General features: G+C 57.2%; 17 protein-coding genes. 4 read left to right on the top strand and 13 right to left on the bottom strand.

All coding sequences use genetic code 11. The annotated features are described in order from the left end of the window. Positions 1–624, top strand: a 624-nt coding sequence (locus B9Q17_RS16990) for an IS3 family transposase (protein ID WP_154707655.1), incomplete at its 5' end; no start/stop codon positions are given. A 28-nt stretch (positions 625–652) separates the two neighbouring features. On the opposite strand, the gene B9Q17_RS16985 is transcribed toward B9Q17_RS16990, so the two are convergent. The 3 genes from B9Q17_RS16985 to B9Q17_RS16975 are packed head-to-tail and all read right to left on the bottom strand — an operon-like array spanning position 653 to position 4,425. Continuing rightward, positions 653–2,389 carry an alpha-amylase family glycosyl hydrolase gene (locus tag B9Q17_RS16985; protein WP_094626105.1) on the bottom strand — a complete coding sequence of 579 codons (1,737 nt, stop codon included), beginning with the start codon at positions 2,387–2,389 and terminating at the stop codon, positions 653–655. Beyond that, positions 2,386–3,609: a glycosyltransferase family protein gene (locus B9Q17_RS16980; RefSeq protein ID WP_094626104.1), complete on the bottom strand. Its 1,224-nt coding sequence runs from the start codon at positions 3,607–3,609 to the stop codon at positions 2,386–2,388. Before B9Q17_RS16980 ends, B9Q17_RS16985 begins: the two co-directional genes overlap by 4 nt. 12 nt (positions 3,610–3,621) lie before the next feature. Then, entirely contained in the window at positions 3,622–4,425 is an 804-nt protein-coding gene (locus tag B9Q17_RS16975) for an HAD-IIB family hydrolase (protein WP_094626103.1), read from the bottom strand. A 115-nt stretch (positions 4,426–4,540) separates the two neighbouring features. Here B9Q17_RS16975 and B9Q17_RS16970 point away from each other — a divergent pair, with 115 nt between their 5' ends. Continuing rightward, entirely contained in the window at positions 4,541–5,995 is a 1,455-nt protein-coding gene (locus tag B9Q17_RS16970; RefSeq protein ID WP_094626102.1) for a protein adenylyltransferase SelO, read from the top strand. Here the strand turns inward: B9Q17_RS16970 and B9Q17_RS16965 are convergent. Beyond that, entirely contained in the window at positions 5,979–7,292 is a 1,314-nt protein-coding gene (locus B9Q17_RS16965) for an AmpG family muropeptide MFS transporter (RefSeq protein WP_208618805.1), read from the bottom strand. The two genes, B9Q17_RS16970 and B9Q17_RS16965, sit on opposite strands and share 17 nt — an antisense overlap. Positions 7,293–7,370: 78 nt before the next feature. After that, complete coding sequence (locus B9Q17_RS16960; RefSeq protein ID WP_094626100.1) at positions 7,371–7,853, bottom strand: YajQ family cyclic di-GMP-binding protein; 483 nt, start codon at positions 7,851–7,853, stop codon at positions 7,371–7,373. A gap of 136 nt (positions 7,854–7,989) precedes the next feature. Here B9Q17_RS16960 and B9Q17_RS16955 point away from each other — a divergent pair, with 136 nt between their 5' ends. Then, positions 7,990–8,961: a response regulator gene (locus B9Q17_RS16955; protein WP_094626099.1), complete on the top strand. Its 972-nt coding sequence runs from the start codon at positions 7,990–7,992 to the stop codon at positions 8,959–8,961. A gap of 323 nt (positions 8,962–9,284) precedes the next feature. Here the strand turns inward: B9Q17_RS16955 and B9Q17_RS16950 are convergent, their stop codons facing one another. The 8 genes from B9Q17_RS16950 to B9Q17_RS16915 form a co-directional block, all read right to left on the bottom strand. Then, positions 9,285–10,496 (bottom strand): argininosuccinate synthase, encoded by a 1,212-nt coding sequence (locus B9Q17_RS16950; RefSeq protein ID WP_094626098.1) that lies wholly within the window; start codon positions 10,494–10,496, stop codon positions 9,285–9,287. Positions 10,497–10,681: 185 nt separating this feature from the next. Then, a complete protein-coding gene (sbcB, locus tag B9Q17_RS16945; RefSeq protein WP_094626097.1) occupies positions 10,682–12,130 on the bottom strand; it encodes an exodeoxyribonuclease I in 1,449 nt (482 codons plus the stop codon). A gap of 51 nt (positions 12,131–12,181) precedes the next feature. Further along, positions 12,182–12,424 (bottom strand): DUF2442 domain-containing protein, encoded by a 243-nt coding sequence (locus B9Q17_RS16940; protein WP_022987633.1) that lies wholly within the window; start codon positions 12,422–12,424, stop codon positions 12,182–12,184. Next, positions 12,405–12,635, bottom strand: coding sequence for a DUF4160 domain-containing protein (locus tag B9Q17_RS16935; protein WP_094626096.1), 231 nt, complete (start codon positions 12,633–12,635; stop codon positions 12,405–12,407). Before B9Q17_RS16935 ends, B9Q17_RS16940 begins: the two co-directional genes overlap by 20 nt. A gap of 21 nt (positions 12,636–12,656) precedes the next feature. After that, positions 12,657–13,547, bottom strand: coding sequence for a DUF6160 family protein (locus tag B9Q17_RS16930; protein ID WP_094626095.1), 891 nt, complete (start codon positions 13,545–13,547; stop codon positions 12,657–12,659). A 246-nt stretch (positions 13,548–13,793) separates the two neighbouring features. After that, positions 13,794–14,162: a histone-like nucleoid-structuring protein, MvaT/MvaU family gene (locus B9Q17_RS16925; protein ID WP_022987636.1), complete on the bottom strand. Its 369-nt coding sequence runs from the start codon at positions 14,160–14,162 to the stop codon at positions 13,794–13,796. Between the two features lie 103 nt (positions 14,163–14,265). Further along, entirely contained in the window at positions 14,266–15,474 is a 1,209-nt protein-coding gene (locus tag B9Q17_RS16920) for a type II toxin-antitoxin system HipA family toxin (protein WP_094626094.1), read from the bottom strand. Further along, on the bottom strand, positions 15,471–15,728 hold the full coding sequence (locus B9Q17_RS16915) for a helix-turn-helix domain-containing protein (protein ID WP_208618804.1): 258 nt from the start codon (positions 15,726–15,728) through the stop codon (positions 15,471–15,473). Before B9Q17_RS16915 ends, B9Q17_RS16920 begins: the two co-directional genes overlap by 4 nt. Positions 15,729–15,856: 128 nt before the next feature. Here B9Q17_RS16915 and B9Q17_RS16910 point away from each other — a divergent pair, with 128 nt between their 5' ends. Beyond that, on the top strand, positions 15,857–16,399 hold the full coding sequence (locus tag B9Q17_RS16910; RefSeq protein WP_094624264.1) for a helix-turn-helix domain-containing protein: 543 nt from the start codon (positions 15,857–15,859) through the stop codon (positions 16,397–16,399). Positions 16,400–16,463 lie beyond the last annotated feature (64 nt).

The raw sequence follows: 16,463 nt of genomic DNA, 5'->3' as shown, positions 1-16,463 counted from the left end.
CACAAAATCGTTCAGCGGCTGATGCAACAGCTGGGGCTGAAATCCAGAGTTCGGGTGAAGCGATACCGCTCCTACCGAGGCCCCGTGGGCAAGAAAGCACCGAATCTACTGGCCCGGGACTTCCGGGCCACCAAGCCCAACACGAAGTGGGCAACGGACGTTACTGAGTTCAAGGTGCAAGGACGCAAGCTGTACCTGTCGCCGGTGATGGACCTGTTCAACGGTGAAATCCTGGCCTATGAACTCCGTGACCGGCCGGTGCTTCCCATGGTCACGGAGATGCTGAAAAAGGCCTTGAGGCGACTCAAGCAAGGAACCAGTCCAGTGGTACACTCGGACCAAGGCTGGCATTACCAGCATCCGGAGTATTGCCGGATGCTCGAGGAGAAGGGGCTAACTCAAAGCATGTCTCGCAAGGGCAATTGCCTGGACAACGCGGCTATGGAGAGCTTCTTCGGCACATTGAAATCCGAGTTCTATTACTTGAACCGGTTCGATAGCGTTGAGCAATTACGACACGGAATTGAGCAGTACATTGACTACTATAACCACCACCGGATCCGGCTGACACTCAATGGCCTGACTCCGGTGGAGTACAGAGAGCAGGCTGCCGCTGCAGCCTGATTAAACTGTCCAAGTTTTAGGGGTCACTTCATATCGGGGGTCTGACCCCCAGCCAGAGGCATTGGTAGGGTTTCAGGGTAATCGTGCCGCTGAGGTCTTCGATGGGCTGGCCGGAGAGCAGGTCTGTCCACTGGTCTGTGCTGATCAGGTTGATGTCGCTGAGGGCCACTTGTTGCACTTCGGCGCTGATGTTGTGGATGCAGAAGATGGATTGCTCCCGGCGCAGGCTCTGGCGCCAGAACCCGAACAGTTGCAGGCCCAGGTGCAGGGTGAACTGGGTGGCGTTGGGGTGGAAGGCGGGCTGGGCCCGGCGGATGGCAATCAGGCGTTTGAGTTCCCGGTACACCTTGCTGTGATGGCTGAGGGGATCAGCCAGCGTTGCCTCCAGCCTTTCCAGCTGCCACTGGCTACGGTTGATGGAACGCAGCCGGCCGGTATGTTCCACACGGTCGAGGTCGTTGCCGGTGGCCAGCAGGCTGTGAATATAGAAAGCCGGAATACCTTCCAGCGCCAGCATGATGGTGTGGGCACACAGAAAGCGCTGCAGCTGCCAGTGGTCTGCTCCACCCTCGGCAGTACCTTTCAGGGCATCCCACAGGGCAATGTTCAGCTCATAGGGCTGATCCCGGCCATCGGCCGTGCGCCGGTATGACACCTTGCCCCCAAAAGATTCCAGGGTATTGATCAGCCGCTGCTTCTCGTCCTCGTCCAACAGCCCGTCGGTGGGGCGCATCCCTATGCCGTCATGGGAGGCGATAAAGTTCAGGTAGGTGGTGCCCATCTGCGCCGGCGGCATGCCCATCAGCCAGGTTTTCAAATGGCGGCAATTACCGGTCACCAGGGTGTTGATCAGCAGGGGCGGCAATGAAAAGTTATAGATGGCATGGGCTTCGTTGGCGTTGCCGAAGTAGGTCAGGTTCTCCCGATTGGGCACGTTGGTTTCTGTGATCACCACGGCATCTGCGGTGTGATGCTCAATCAGCAGCCGCAGAATCTTAATCAGCTCGTGGGTCTGCTGCAGATGAATACAGGGCGTGCCCGGCTCTTTCCAGAGAAAGGCCACCGCATCCAGCCGGAAAATCTTCACACCCCGCTCCAGGTAATAACGAATGATACCGGCGAATTCGATCAGCACCTCCGGGTTGGCGAAATTCAGGTCCACCTGGTCTTCGCTGAAGGTACACCACACATAGCGCTCGCCGTCCTCGGTCTGCACCGGATTCAGCAGTGGCGAGGTGCGGGGCCGAACCACCTGGCTCAGGTCGTCTTTGGGATTGCCTTCCACAAAGTAATCCTTGCCCGGCCCCACCCGCTTGCGAAAGTTCTCGAACCAGCGGCTGCGGGCCGACATGTGGTTGATCACCAGGTCCGCCATCAGTTTGTAATCCCGGGCGATGGCTTCGATATCTTCCCAGCTGCCGTGGGATTCGTTCACCGCCAGGTAATCCATCACCGCAAAACCATCGTCTGAGCTGTAGGGGAAGAACGGCAGAATGTGCACGGCCGTCACCGACTCCCGCAGGCAGTCGTCCAGAAACCGCTTCAGGGTCACCAGCGGTTTTTCATCCGGGCGCTGTACCGTGTCGGCGTAGGTGATCAGCACCACATCCGCCTGGCTCCAGTTGTTCTGGTGTGCCGGCGGTGGCTCGGCCTCCGGGTCCAGGCCCATGGCATCCAGCAACTGGTCCGCCAGAAACTCGCAATCCAGCGCCGGATAAACCACCTCCAGCATCGCCACCAGCCGGCTTTCCAGTGACTGGCTCATGGCCGAAACTCCTCGTTGTCCAGCTCCACCGCCTCCAGCAGCTGCTCGCGAATATCCGGAATGGCACTGGTCACCCGGTTCCAGCTGGGGATAAACGGCGTATCCATGGGGTTATCCAGAAAGTACGCCCCGGCGCGCATCACGTTCTGGGCGAACAGTTCCACCGCCTTTTCTTCTTTGTGGCGGTCAAAACTCAGGCCATTGATCATGGCGTCGTTCTGGTAGGTCTCGACAAAATCCAGGGCGATGCGGAAATAGCTCGCTTTGAGGGTGCGGAATTTCTCGTTGGAGAAAATCTCACCGTTGGTCGCCAGCTTGCGGAACAGCGCCTTGGCGATGTCCATGCTCATCTTCGACAGGCCCCGGCTGGCGTCTTCCGGCGACAATTCCTGGTGCTTGTGGTCATACACATCCGCCACATCCACCTGGCACAGCCGGTTGGTGGCGTAGTTGCGTTTCATTTCCGACAACACGCCGATTTCCAGGCCCCAGTCGCTGGGGATGCGCAGGTCATTGATCACATCGGTGCGGAAAGAGAACTCACCCGCCAGCGGGTAGCGGTAGCTGTCCAGGTAATCCAGGAAATCGTTAGGCCCGCAGACTTTTTTCAGGGCGCGGATCAGCGGTGTCACCAGCAGCCGGCTGACCCGACCATTCATCTTGCTGTCCGCCACCCGGGCGTAATAGCCCTTGCAGAACATGTAGTTGAAGCCCGGGTTGGCAACTGGGTAGATCAGCCGCGCGAGCAGATCCCGGGAATAGGTCAGAATGTCGCAATCGTGCAGCGCGACAGACTCGCTCACGCCGGACGCCAGCACATAGCCGAAGCAGTACCACACATTCCGGCCCTTGCCCATTTCTGTCGGCGCCAGGTTTTGCTCCCGCAGCTTCAAATCCAGCGCCCGCAGCCTCGGGCCGTCGTTCCACAACACCTTGAACGGTTGCGGCAGGTCCGAAAAGTACTCCAGCGCGTGCCGGTACTGGTCCTCATTGGCCCGGTCCAGGCCGATCACCACCTCGTCCAGGTACGGCACCCGGGTGAGCTCCTGCACAATATTCTGCAGCGCCGGGCCTTCGAGTTCCGAATACAGGGATGGCAGCACCAGCGACATCGGCCGCTCTTTGCGAAAGCGCATCAGGTCTGCCTCGATGTCCTCCACCGGTCGGCGCACAAGGTTATGCAGGGTGGTGACAATGCCGTTCTGGTAAAAGTCGCCCATGGCGGCTCTCCTTTACTGGTAACCGTACTCCAGAAGCAGGTTGAGTACGCAGGCGTTCCAGCCCTCGGGGCCGGGTCTCAGGGAGCGCATGGCATGTCGGGTGGGCGAAAACTGCAGCTGTTCACTGTTCGCCCCGCTTATCACCACCGGAATATCGGCCTCTTCCAGCATGCGCTGGTCGTTCGGGCTATCGCCCAGGGCGATGGTGATCACCGGCTCATTGCCGAAACACTCCTGGTAACGACTCAGCAAGAAACGGGCCCCCTCCGCCTTATCGAAGGTTCCCATGGCATGCCAGAAGCGCCCGCCCTGCACCAATCGCAAACCCGCAAGCCCAAGCGCCGTGCGGAATTGCACCAGTTCGGCGTAGGTTCCACCCCACAGCAAAGGCTCGGTAGCCAGGCGCTGTTTTGCCCTTGCAGCCTCATCGTCTTTAAGACCCGTCAGCTGCGCCAACTCCCGCGCCGACAGGTCAGAAAAGCCCCGGAATCGTGCACCGGCCTCCCGCTGCACCAAAAGCGTGCGCATCAGCTCATTATGGGGAACACCAAAATGCACCACCTCGTCGTGCGGATTGTTCAGACATCCCGCCGGAATCACCACCGCGGCCCCGTTCTCGGCAATAAACGGCGCCCTCAGGCCCATCGCCCGCTGCAACTCCCGCATCTCCGCCGCTGTCTTGCTGGAATTCAGCACCAGCGGAATCCCGTTAGCCGCCAGCCGCTCCATCGCCGGCAATGCCGCCCGCCAGCTATAGCTGTGGTGGTCCAGCAAAGTGCCATCCAGATCGGTAAAAACCACCAGCCGTGGTTGCATTCGCCACCTCCACTCTGCACTCTGAGGGGGTCAGACCCCCGATACATTTCATGGCACCAAATGTACTGGGGGTCTGACCCCGTTTCAGAGACCGATTCAAAAACCAGGCCAATCCATGACCAACGAAACCTTCAAAGTTGAACACCGCTACCTGGACCTGCCGGACAGCTTCTACAGCCGGGTGAAGCCCACGCCGCTTTCGCAGCCAAAGATGGTGTGCTTCAACCACAAGCTTGCGGCGCAGCTGGGGTTTCATGTTCAGGATGAGGGGGATTGGGCGCAGATTGGCGCCGGGGCGGAATTGCTGGAAGGGATGGACCCGGTGGCGATGAAATACACCGGCCACCAGTTCGGAGTGTATAACCCGGAGCTGGGGGATGGCCGGGGGTTATTGCTGTGGGAAACTATAGCGCCCGACGGCACCCGGTGGGATTGGCACCTGAAAGGCGCGGGCACCACGCCTTATTCGCGGTTTGGCGACGGCCGGGCGGTGTTGCGCTCCACCATTCGGGAATACCTGTGTTCGGAAGCCATGCACGGGCTGGGCATTCCAACCACCCGGGCACTGTTTATGATCAGCGCCAAAGACCCGGTTCGGCGTGAATCCATCGAAACCGCCGCCGCCCTGATGCGCGTCGCCAAAAGCCACATCCGCTTCGGCCACTTCGAATTCGCCGCCCACCACGAAGGCCCGGAGGCGGTGAAAACCCTGCTGGAGCAGGTAATCTCACTGCACTTCCCGCACCTGATTGAACTGCCGGAACCGCAGCGCCACGCCCGCTGGTTCGCCGAAGTGGTGGAACGCACCGCCCGGCTGATTGCCGACTGGCAGGCCGTCGGCTTCTGCCATGGCGTGATGAACAGCGACAACATGTCCATCATCGGCGACACCTTCGACTACGGCCCCTACGCCTTCCTGGACGATTTCGACGCCGGCTTCGTCTGCAACCACTCCGACCACGAAGGCCGCTACGCCTACAACCGCCAGCCCCAGATCGGCTTCACCAACTGCCATTACCTGGCCAACGCCCTGCTGCCGATTATGGAAGAAGATACCGTGCGCGAATGCCTCGGCAGCTACGAAACCGCCTACAATCAGCGCTTCAAGCACAACATGCTGGCCAAGCTCGGGCTGGACGAAACCGACGACGCAGACATGGCCCTGATCATGGACACCTTCAGCATGCTGCACGAACACCGGGTAGACTACACCCGCTTCTTCCGCGGCATCTCCAACCTGCACCGCCATGGCAACGCCCCGGTGCGTGACCTTTTTGCAGACAGAAGCGTGGCAGACGAATGGCTGGAGCGCTACGAAGCCCGCCTGCAAAAAGAAACCCGCGCCCACGACGAACGGGAATACGCCATGCGCCAGGTAAACCCCAAATACATCCTGCGCAGCTACCTGGCCCAGCAAGTCATCATGGAAGCCCAGAACGGCAACTACGCCCCCATGAAAGAACTAATCAAAGTGCTGGAAAACCCCTTCGACGAACAACCCGAACACGAACACTACGCCGCCCTCCCCCCAGACTGGGGCAAACACCTGAACATCAGCTGCTCGTCTTAACCGGAGCCAACGCATCCAACCTAGCCCCATGCCGCATAATATAAAGCACCAACAAAATAGCCGGCACCCCCATCACCCCAGCCACCAGGAAGAACTGCGCATACCCGAAATCCGCCACCACAATCCCTGAAAACCCGCCAAGAAACTTCCCGGGCAACGTCATCAGCGAACTAAACAACGCATACTGGGTAGCGGTAAACGAAGCACTGGTCATACTGGAAAGCCAGGCAATCAGCGCCACATTAGCAATCCCACCACTCAGGTTATCGGCACTCACCACCAGCGCCAGCAACTTGATATCCGGCGGGTACTGGGCCAGCACCACAAACAGCAGGTTGGTGGCAGCGGTCATGATGGCCCCGGCCAGCAGAATCCGGCGCACGCCGTATCGCACCACCAGCACCCCGCCCACCATCGAGCCGAGAATGGTCATAAAGAAGCCGAACACCTTGGTCACATCGGCCACCTGGGTTTTGCTGAACCCCATAAAATCCAGATAGAAAGGGTTGGCCATCACACCCATGGCAATGTCTGAAATGCGGTACACGGCCACCAGCACCAGAATCACAATGGCGAGCTCTTTATAGCGGCGGAAGAAGTCCACAAAGGGCCCGGCCACGGCGGCGTAGAACCAGCCCGCCAGCTTCGCCAGTCGGGGCGGAAGGTGCCCACGGCGTGCAGCCTCTTCCTGAACTTTCTCAGCAATGTCTTCGGCCGCAGCAAAGTGGTTCACCTCGGGCTCCCGGGCCACCAGCACCGTCAGAACCCCTACACCCACCAGCGCCGCCATCACCTGGTAAGACACCTGCCAGGACCAGAACTCCGCCAGGTACAAAGCCCCGGCACCAGCCACCAGCAACGCCAGCCGGTACCCGAAAATATAGGTCGCCGCCAGCGCCGCCTGCAGCCGCTCTTCCGCGATTTCAATACGGTAGGCATCAATGGCCACATCCTGCGTGGCCGAGGAGAACGCCACCAGCAACCCGCACAGGGCGAGGGTTTCCGGGGCAGAAAGGGGGTCCACCGCCGCCATCAGGTACAGGCCGGTGGCAATGCCCGCCTGGGCCAGCAAAATCCAGCTCCGGCGCTTGCCGAACAGCCGGTTCAGCACCGGCAGCTTCAGCCTGTCCACCACCGGGGCCCAGAACACTTTGATGGAATAAGTAATGCCCAGCCAGCTGAAAAAGCCGATGGTCGCGGTTTCCACCCCTACATCCGCCAGCCGCGCATTCAGGGTGGAAAACACCAGCAAAAACGGCAGCCCCGCTGAAAACCCCAGAAACAGCATGGCAATCACCTGCCAGCGGGTGTAGGTGTACAGGGCGTCTTTCAGCAGGGCAAGGCGGGTGCCGGGTACGATAGTGAAATCTCCGGATCAGTCGCGGAAGTTATTGAATTGCAGCGGGATATCCAGCTCCGCCTCGCGCAGCATGGCAATGGCTTCCTGCAGGTCGTCCCGCTTCTTGCCGGTTACCCGCACCTTGTCACCCTGAATGCTGGCCTGAACCTTCATCTTCTGGTCTTTGATCATCTTAACGATCTTCTTGGCCATATCGGTTTCGATACCCTGCTTCAGGGCAAAGTGCTGCTTCACCAGCTTGCCGGCCTTGCTCTCGCCGTCTTCCGCCAGGGCCCGGGCGTCGATATTGCGCTTGGCGAAAGCCATCCGCAGCAAATCAATCAGCTGCTCCAGCTGGAACTCCTGCTCGGCGCTCACGGTAATCCGCTTGTCTTCCAGCTCAATATTCGCGTCTACATTCTTGAAGTCCCAGCGGTTGCCCAGATCACGCCTGGCCTGGTCCACCGCATTGGTTACTTCGTGCATTTCAATTTCGGAAACTATGTCAAAAGAAGGCATGGTCGTCATTCTCCAAAGGCCACCCAGAGTATACTGTGGCGAGATGATTAACAGCGGCTGCGCCGGAACCGCCAAAGCATACCAAGAGCCAAGGCGAACCGCACCCGACAATGGACTGGTAAGAAGTAGATAAACAATGCCAAACCTGGACCTTCCCATCCTCGTAGTAGACGACGCCAAATTCAGCAGTATGGTGGTTGGCCGCACCTTGCGAAATGCCGGTTACCGCGACATACGCATCGCCAACAACGCCCCGGCGGCCCTGAAACTGATGGAAGAACGCCCGGTGAGCGTCCTGATTGCAGACTGGCTGATGCCTGAGATGGACGGCCTGGAACTCACAGACCATGTGCGCCAGCTGGACGAGCAGACCAACCACTACACCTACGTGATCCTGCTGACAGCCAGGGAAAGCGTGGAAGCCCTGTTGGTAGCCTTCGACCGGGGCGTGGATGACTTCATCTACAAGTCCGACATGACCAAGCAGCTGATTCCCCGCATCTTCGCTGCAGACCGCATGGCAGACCGCCAGAACACCCTGCTGCGGGCCAACGCCTTACTGGTGGAGAACAACCGGGAACTGGAATCCAGCAACATCATCGACATGGAAACCGGCCTGTGCAACGCCAAGTACGCCCGCCAGCGCCTGCAGAAAATCCTGCGCCATGCCGAATCCCGTGGCGGCGCCAGTGCCTACGTCATGTGCGGCATCCGTAACTGGCAAGACCTGAAGCGCAAGCACCCGCCCAGCGTGATGAGCGAATTAGCCATCGGCATCGCCCGCCGCCTGAACAGCCTGATCCGCCCCATCGACGCCCTGTGCCGCATTGGTGACAACCAGTTCGTGATCGTGTCTTACTTTCCCAACAGCGACCACTGCACACCCACCGCCTTCCGGCGCATCTTCGACGGCATCAACCACAAAGCCCTGAAAACCACCGCCGGTTACATTTCCGTAGAAGCCGGCATGGCCCTGTGCCGCGCCAGCGCTGAAGAAGGCACGCCGTCTGTACAGGATATGGAAAAAGCCTCAATACAAGGCCTGATAGATGCCTACGAAACCCGTCGCTTCGTGGAAATCACACCGGAAATACGGGAAGGCGTATAAGAACTACACACCGTAACACTGCGACACAGATCACAAACAGACAGAGAGAACGGAAGGCCTTAATCTAGCAACGTGGAATGAAGCAGTATCCACCCATGGCGGAGGAGCCGTGCAGTACCTCCGCCGCCGTATGGGTACTCTCCACAGGATTAACGAATTTTTCAGGCACTTTCGTTCTTTCCGAAATATTTCAAGCCAGCTCCCATGAGCTGGCTTTTTTATTGGCATAAAAAAGGGGTCAGACCCAGGCCCGAAATGACAAGTCTAGACTTGTCATTTCGGGCCTGGGTCTGACCCCGATGCTAAGCGGCTAACTCAATTACTTAGAGCTTACGCCCCTTCCCAGCCGCAATCCGCAACCGCAGTGCATTCAGCTTGATAAAGCCTTCCGCATCCTTCTGATCGTACGCACCCTGGTCTTCTTCAAAGGTGGCGATCTTCTCATCGAACAGGGAGTCTTCAGACTTCCGGCCAACAACATCCACGTTACCTTTGTACAGCTTCAGGCGAACGGTGCCGTTCACATAGTGCTGGGTCTGGTCGATCAGCGCCTGCAGGGCTTCACGCTCCGGGGACCACCAGTAGCCGTTGTAGATCACCTCGGCGTAGCGCGGCATCAGGCTGTCTTTCAGGTGGGCCACTTCACGGTCCAGGGTGATGGACTCGATGGCGCGGTGGGCACGCAGCATGATGGTGCCGCCCGGTGTTTCATAGCAGCCCCGGGACTTCATGCCCACGTAGCGGTTCTCAACGATGTCCAGGCGGCCAATACCGTTCTCGCCGGCCAGCTTGTTCAGGGTTTCCAGAACCACGTGCGGCTTCATTTCCTGACCATCAACGGCAACAATGTCACCCTTCTTGTAGGTCAGCTCAACGTAAGTCGGCTTCTCTGGAGCGGCCTCCGGAGACACACTCCAGCGCCACATCTCTTCCTCGGCTTCCGCCCAGGGATCTTCCAGGTTCATGCCCTCGTAGGAAATGTGCAGCAGATTGGCGTCCATGGAATACGGGCTCTTGCCCTTCTTCATTTCCACCGGAATGTTGCGCTCTTCGCAGTACTGCAGCAGTTTCTCGCGTGAGTTCAGATCCCACTCACGCCAGGGAGCAATCACCTTCACGCCCGGCTTCAGCGCGTAGGCACCCAGCTCGAAACGCACCTGGTCGTTACCCTTACCGGTCGCGCCGTGGGAAATCGCATCGGCACCGGTTTCATTGGCAATATCGATCAGACGCTTGGCAATCAGCGGGCGGGCAATGGAGGTACCCAGCAGGTACTCGCCCTCGTAGATGGTGTTGGCACGGAACATCGGGAACACGTAATCGCGCACAAACTCTTCGCGCAGGTCCTCGATGTAGATTTCCTTAACGCCCAGCGCTTCCGCCTTGGCACGCGCCGGCTCAACTTCCTCGCCCTGGCCGATGTCGGCGGTGAAAGTCACCACCTCGCAACCGTAGGTGTCTTGCAACCACCGAACAATAACGGAAGTATCCAGGCCACCGGAATAGGCCAGCACCACCTTTTTAATATCAGACATGCTTTGCTCCAGACTGAACAGAATGGATGTATTGAATAGAAGCGCCATATTGTACGGGATGGCCGGGGGAATGGCTATTGTATGGGCTGCTCACCAGACGGATGCAAGGGGGTCGGGCCCTACGTGGCCCTACCCCACCCTTCTTTCTCGCCGATCACCTGAATACAACATGGAAACGGCCCGTCTCACATATACGGAATAATAGACTCGCCATAAAGGTGCAGATCTTCCAGAATCTGCCGATTCCGCTCGGAAAGCTCCGGATCTGCCGCCAGTTTCTGCAACTCCAACCCATAAGCCTCCAGCGAGCGCCAACCCTTCTTGGGGCTCATCAGCCGCTGGCTTCGAAACTGTTCCCAGCGTTCCATTTCCTCGCCATCCAGGGTGGCCGGGTAGTTGCGGGCCCGGTAGCGGAACAGCATTTCCGGCAGGCGTTCGTCTTCGAAGCGGACCTCTTGTTCACCCAGCGTTTCCACCGGTTCGGAGATCAGCCAGTTCAGCTTCTCCCGGTCGGTATTGCTGATAAAGCCCCCGGCGTAGAGCTGCTCGTCCGGGTCTGTCAGGTCGCTGCCGTCGAACTGGCGGTCGAAGGCCTGGGCAATGCGGGCGGAAAGGTCCGGGGCGTTGCGGAGTTTGGCCAGGTTCACGCGCAGTACGTCGCCGTCCAGCTCCAGCTCCGCCAGCCGTTCCTTGGATAAGGTAGACAGCATATTGGCCGGCGCCAGCACCGGGCATTTATTGACCTGCACACCCTTGAGCGGGAACCGGCTGACGCCCTCCCCCAGCTCCGCCTGTGAAGTAAACACCCGCTCACGGATCTGCTCCGGGCTGGCGTTGATCAGCTCGCTCGGGTCTTCCCGCAAGTCGTAGACAATTACCTGGTTTTTGTTGGTGGGGTGATCCGCCACCGGCGCCACCAGCGCGCAGCAACCGCGTGTGGCCGGGTACTTGGCAGAAATGTGGAACACCGGCTTCAGCGTTGCGGTATCCAGCATCTGGCGGGCGGAATGCTTGTCTTTATGATTGAGCACAAAGTCGAACAGCTTAGGCTGCTTTTCCTTGATCAGCTTGGCCACGGCAATGGTTGCCAACACATCAGACATGGCATCGTGAGCCGCTTCGTGGGCAATGCCGTTGGCCACCGTCAGCTCTTCCAGCCGGAAGCTGGGGCTGCCGTCTTCTTTCTTTGGCCAGTTGATGCCATCCGGGCGCAGGGCGTAAGTCAGCCGCACCATATCGATGACGTCCCAGCGGGAATTGCCGTTCTGCCACTCCCGGCCATACGGATCGCGCAGGTTGCGGTACAGCGTGTGGCGGGTCACTTCGTCATCAAAACGCAGGCTGTTGTAACCCACCGCGCAGGTGCCAGGCTGGCTGAACGCCTCGTTGATCTGGGCAATGAACTCCGCTTCCGGATAGCCGTCTTGCAGCGCCTTTTGCGGGGTGATACCGGTAATCAGGCAGGCCTGGGGGGAAGGCAGGTAATCGTCCGCTGGCTTGCAGTAAATCACCAGCGGGTCTTCGATGATATTCAGATCCGCATCCGTGCGCACACCGGCAAACTGGGAGGGGCGGTCGTGCACCGGGTCTACGCCGAAGGTTTCGTAGTCGTGCCAGTAGAAAGAGCGGATCAAAGGAAGACTCCTGCGAATCAATGAATCAGATGAGGCAGGAGTGTAGCAAAATCACGCAGCAGTTTGCCGGGCATTGCCAGACAACATTGCCTCAATACTCAAATGGTAATCCAGCGCTTGCCACTCAATGCCCGTGCCGTCGCAAATAAACCGGTACTGGCGAATTTCTGAGATAGACGCCTTTTCTAACTCCGGATACCAATGCACAGGCGTGGAAATTACCCGCCCGTCCTCAAGTTCAACGTGCAGGTGGCGATCATCGATGTGAACGGATTTACCTTTGAAACCAGGCATTCCATTTCTCCAGAAACTCAGACTGATAGCTCTCTACAATCGAAAGACACTCTTTCAATTCCTGATTCTTCAGCGTGCTGTATTTGACGGCCAAAGAAACCACTTCAATCTTAGCCCATCGCTCGCCTTTAAGCACATGCACGTGGGCAGGAGGATGATCATTGGCGTAGAAGAAGAATTTGAATCCATTCAGGAGAAGTAATGTTGGCATCCTTGCCACTTATGTGAGTTGTCAGAAAAGATTGTTGCCCAAATCCACCTGGTGTGTGCGAAAGCGGTCTACGCCATCACCAGTCAGCTGGCTCATATCTACCGTCATATTAACCGGTAAGTTGATGAACACGCCTTTTCCAGCATTGATGGTATTGGCACCATCCAGACTCTGCCAATCCATGCCGTCACGCTGGAAACCGATAAAGAACCCATCGGTAAAGCCACTCACACCCTCAATACCACTGTCTTCACCGACGGTCACTGAACGGAGGTTTGTGAGGGGCGCGCAGCTAGCACCTTCGTTACAAGTAGTATCGACACCCGGCAGTTTTACACCCACATGCGTTGCCCGGTTACTCGTCTCAGCCAGCCCGGCTCCTGCATAAAGAGTCGCGTCATATACACTGTTGTCAAATTCATCGTCACGAATCTTCAGCCCGGTAATATTGCCACTAAAACTCTCAGTATGAGAAGAAACCGACCCACGAGCCTCCGCAAACCCCATCCGAAACCCCTTCAGCCCGGCAGAATCTTCGGCAAGTTCGATATAGGGCTTACGGGCTTCAAAAGGAATAGCTTCGCCTTTGTTATAGGTAACGCCATTGAAGGTTTCGCCGTCGTTGCGGGCGATATGGCCAAGCGCGAGGTGTTGTGCGGAGAAGTCAGTGCCGCCATCAATCTGGCCGACCTGAATGTCGTCAATATTAACGCGGGTTTCAACATCAATACCCAGCGTCATTCGGGTGTAATCCACCCCATTGCCGGGAATATTTTCGATGTTCATAAAGGCCTGCCCGGTAACCTCCCCCATTCTGTTATCAGAAATAGGTTCAAACTCCGCCTGGGCAACGGGCGAAATACCCAGCAGGAGCGTGGCAAGGGCAGCGCATCCATACGCTAACTTTGTCATAGTTCGTGTCTCTGAATTGTTTTAGTGAGCCGATTTCAACGCCCAGCTCGCTATGCCGCCCGTTTATTATGTTTTTCCGGTGCTGGCACAGGGTTCGCTTTATTCTGTGTAACAAACTGTTTCTGGCGAACCTCAATCCTCACTATACTCAGACAAAGCAAATCAAAGAGTGAACAGCATCACAACCACTCATTACCCGAAGGTTAACTTACACCTTCCATGATGCCGTTCACACTCAGGCTGAAATCAGGCTTCCTGCCAGCTCTGAACCGCTTCCTTACCGTACTTGTCACGCCACTCGTTCAGAGTCTTGTGGTTGCCGCCACGGGTTTTAACCACTTCACCGGTGTGCGGGTTCTTGTAGGTTTTCAGGGGGCGCTTGGCACGGGTGCCTGCAGGCGCTTCAACTTTGCCGCCAGCGATGGTGGGATCAATCGCAGCCAGAATCTGCAGCACGTCTTTCGGAGACTTGTCGAACTGCTTCATCAAATCACGAACCTTGTTTTCAAACTCCAGCTCGGATTTCAAAGCCTGATCTTTTTCCAGCTTCTCCAGCTCTGCAGCCAGCTTTTCCATCAGCTGCTTCTTCTGGTAATAATCGTTAATTTTTGCCATGAAATTAAAACCTATTATCTGTGGGGTTTTAAACAAAGATCATAAAGACCATGTGTCGGGCGGAATAATAATAAACAAATAGGGGTATGGCAAAGTTATTTGTTTAAAGACTCTTCATGATCTCTTGCGCACTTGCCTGATAAGTATTAACCATTACACCGCCCACTTCACAAAACTCCGGATTGGCCTTGCAATAATGCTCGATATCCTGCGCCACGAACTCTAACTTACTGGCCAGCAACTCAAGATCTTTGTAAACCTGCAACGCAGACATACCGCAGGACAAGCGGCCGAACTGCACAAGATAATCAACCGGCCACCAAACCTTCCGGCCCTGAAGAGTCAGCGCAGGGACATCGCCACTCAGATAAGGTGTGGTTGAAACAATGTCGTACACCGGCGCAAGCCACCTTTTCGCAAAGGGACTCTCATACAGCAAGCCAAAGTTCTTCAAATGAGCATCACCATTGCGAACCGCCCACGACACCGCCACAGAAAGAAACAACCACCGCAAATCCCGAACCCGATATTCAGGAGAAAGATACGCCCTCATGGTTTTGGTCAGTTTTTCATAACTGCCAGAATACTTGTCTGCAGGCAAAAGGCCCTGCAACACACAGGCATCTTCAAAACCCAGCCAATTGCCCGAATCATCGCGGTCAAAGCGGGTCATAACAAACAAACGCCCGTTATCCGACAAATAAAAATCCGGAACCGGTAAACCGCAGGCTTTGGCCACTGTCATGCAGAAATATTCATTAGCCGCCAACTGGGGATAATCGTCGCCCCAGGTCTTTACAATATAACCGCGGGTTCGAAGTGTGGTTTTCTCGCTGATCGTGCCGGGCACAAGCACCTTGGGCTGCACGCCGGACACTCCGGATCGAAGGGCGTACTTATCCAGAAGCTCCTCAAATAGCCCGGCATTATCCGCACTCAAGAGCGACGACAAAGACTCCCCATCGGCGAATTCACTACCCGCTTCCGCGCCAGGGTCAGAAACCACCACGCGCCCAACCTGGTGCCGCCCCAAGGCGGCCAGAACGGTCAGATCACCCGAGCCATAAAGCTTGGCCACATGCTTGCGAATGATATCGCCCAGATAACCTTCCGGCAGATTCTGGGCAAACACCGGATGCAAGCCATCATAGGAATACACCTGCCCCGCCACCGGCATGGTCACAGACACCGCCGAGCTCTCCGGCACTTCCGCCCCATACATAAAAACAGCAGGCTCCGGCCGGCCCGGCGCCGCCAGATCGCCTACAACCTCTCCGGAAACCTCCACAACAGCCCGATGCAAGCTACTCATACGTCGCCCTGCCCTCTATCCCGCTTCAGATCATTCAGCGTAGGCAACGCACCGGCAGGCCTTACCGCAAACTCCAGCCCCAGCACCGCCAGGATACGTTCCAGTTTCGCATAGCCCAGCTCCGGCAACCGCTGATTCTCCAGCCGGGATAACGTAGTACGATCAACCCCCGCCAGCTCCGCCAGGGACTGCATCGACAACCCCGCTCGCTTGCGCTCGGTTCGGATGAGAACGGCCAACTCGGTGAGATCCACGTGAATATAATCCTCAAATTATCTTCCGGTAATTGAGTGTAGCGTATATTCACAAAAACAAAAAACGGGGTCAGACCCCCAGTATGAAGTGACCCCCGAAAGTTGGACACCGACTTTTGGGGAGTCACATGACAAGAACACATAGTGAAGCATTCAAATTAAAGATGGTGAAGCTTTACCTCGAAGGCGGGGCCAGCTTCAACCGCATCTCCAGAGAATTCAATGTCGATAGATCTTTGGTTCGGCGGTGGGTGACGAGATACCGGCACCATGGTCTGAAGGGGCTGGAGCCCGCAACCAAGCACCATTACAGCCCGTCGTTCAAGCTCCATGTCGTCAAGTGCGTGACCCGAGATGGCCTGACGGACCGGCAGGCAGAGGCGAGATTTAACCTCAGGAGCACGGGGCTTATTGGCAAATGGCTGGTGCAGTATCATAGTGGCCAGCTAACCAAGCCACTTTCCGAGACCAAGCGAGCTGCCCCGATGGCCAAAAAGTCTGTAGACCTCCCACCTGCTGATGCGCCAGAGCGCAGTCTCTCGCAGGATGAGTTGATCGAAGAGCTGTTGTACCTGCGGGCGGAGAACGCTTATCTAAAAAAGCTGGATGCCTTGATCCAGAAAGAGAAAGCCGCAGCGCGCAGCAAAAAGCGCAAGCGGTCCAAGGGTTAAGGCAGAAGCATTCCCTGGCACGACTGCTGCGTGCAGCCGGGCTGTCCCGCAGCACGTTCTATTA

This window comes from Marinobacter vinifirmus (assembly GCF_002258215.1).
In the GTDB taxonomy this organism is placed as follows: Bacteria; Pseudomonadota; Gammaproteobacteria; order Pseudomonadales; family Oleiphilaceae; genus Marinobacter; species Marinobacter vinifirmus.
This window is presented reverse-complemented; position numbering and strand designations above follow the sequence as displayed.

What these genes read in the sequence shown, in the direction of transcription:
- B9Q17_RS16985 (WP_094626105.1), bottom strand. Translation starts at nt 2,389, where the DNA reads ATGAGCCAGTCACTGGAAAGCCGGCTGGTGGCGATGCTGGAGGTGGTT.
- B9Q17_RS16980 (WP_094626104.1), bottom strand. Translation starts at nt 3,609, where the DNA reads ATGGGCGACTTTTACCAGAACGGCATTGTCACCACCCTGCATAACCTT.
- B9Q17_RS16975 (WP_094626103.1), bottom strand. Translation starts at nt 4,425, where the DNA reads ATGCAACCACGGCTGGTGGTTTTTACCGATCTGGATGGCACTTTGCTG.
- B9Q17_RS16970 (WP_094626102.1), top strand. Translation starts at nt 4,541, where the DNA reads ATGACCAACGAAACCTTCAAAGTTGAACACCGCTACCTGGACCTGCCG.
- B9Q17_RS16960 (WP_094626100.1), bottom strand. Translation starts at nt 7,853, where the DNA reads ATGCCTTCTTTTGACATAGTTTCCGAAATTGAAATGCACGAAGTAACC.
- B9Q17_RS16955 (WP_094626099.1), top strand. Translation starts at nt 7,990, where the DNA reads ATGCCAAACCTGGACCTTCCCATCCTCGTAGTAGACGACGCCAAATTC.
- B9Q17_RS16950 (WP_094626098.1), bottom strand. Translation starts at nt 10,496, where the DNA reads ATGTCTGATATTAAAAAGGTGGTGCTGGCCTATTCCGGTGGCCTGGAT.
- B9Q17_RS16940 (WP_022987633.1), bottom strand. Translation starts at nt 12,424, where the DNA reads ATGCCTGGTTTCAAAGGTAAATCCGTTCACATCGATGATCGCCACCTG.
- B9Q17_RS16935 (WP_094626096.1), bottom strand. Translation starts at nt 12,635, where the DNA reads ATGCCAACATTACTTCTCCTGAATGGATTCAAATTCTTCTTCTACGCC.
- B9Q17_RS16930 (WP_094626095.1), bottom strand. Translation starts at nt 13,547, where the DNA reads ATGACAAAGTTAGCGTATGGATGCGCTGCCCTTGCCACGCTCCTGCTG.
- B9Q17_RS16925 (WP_022987636.1), bottom strand. Translation starts at nt 14,162, where the DNA reads ATGGCAAAAATTAACGATTATTACCAGAAGAAGCAGCTGATGGAAAAG.
- B9Q17_RS16920 (WP_094626094.1), bottom strand. Translation starts at nt 15,474, where the DNA reads ATGAGTAGCTTGCATCGGGCTGTTGTGGAGGTTTCCGGAGAGGTTGTA.
- B9Q17_RS16910 (WP_094624264.1), top strand. Translation starts at nt 15,857, where the DNA reads ATGACAAGAACACATAGTGAAGCATTCAAATTAAAGATGGTGAAGCTT.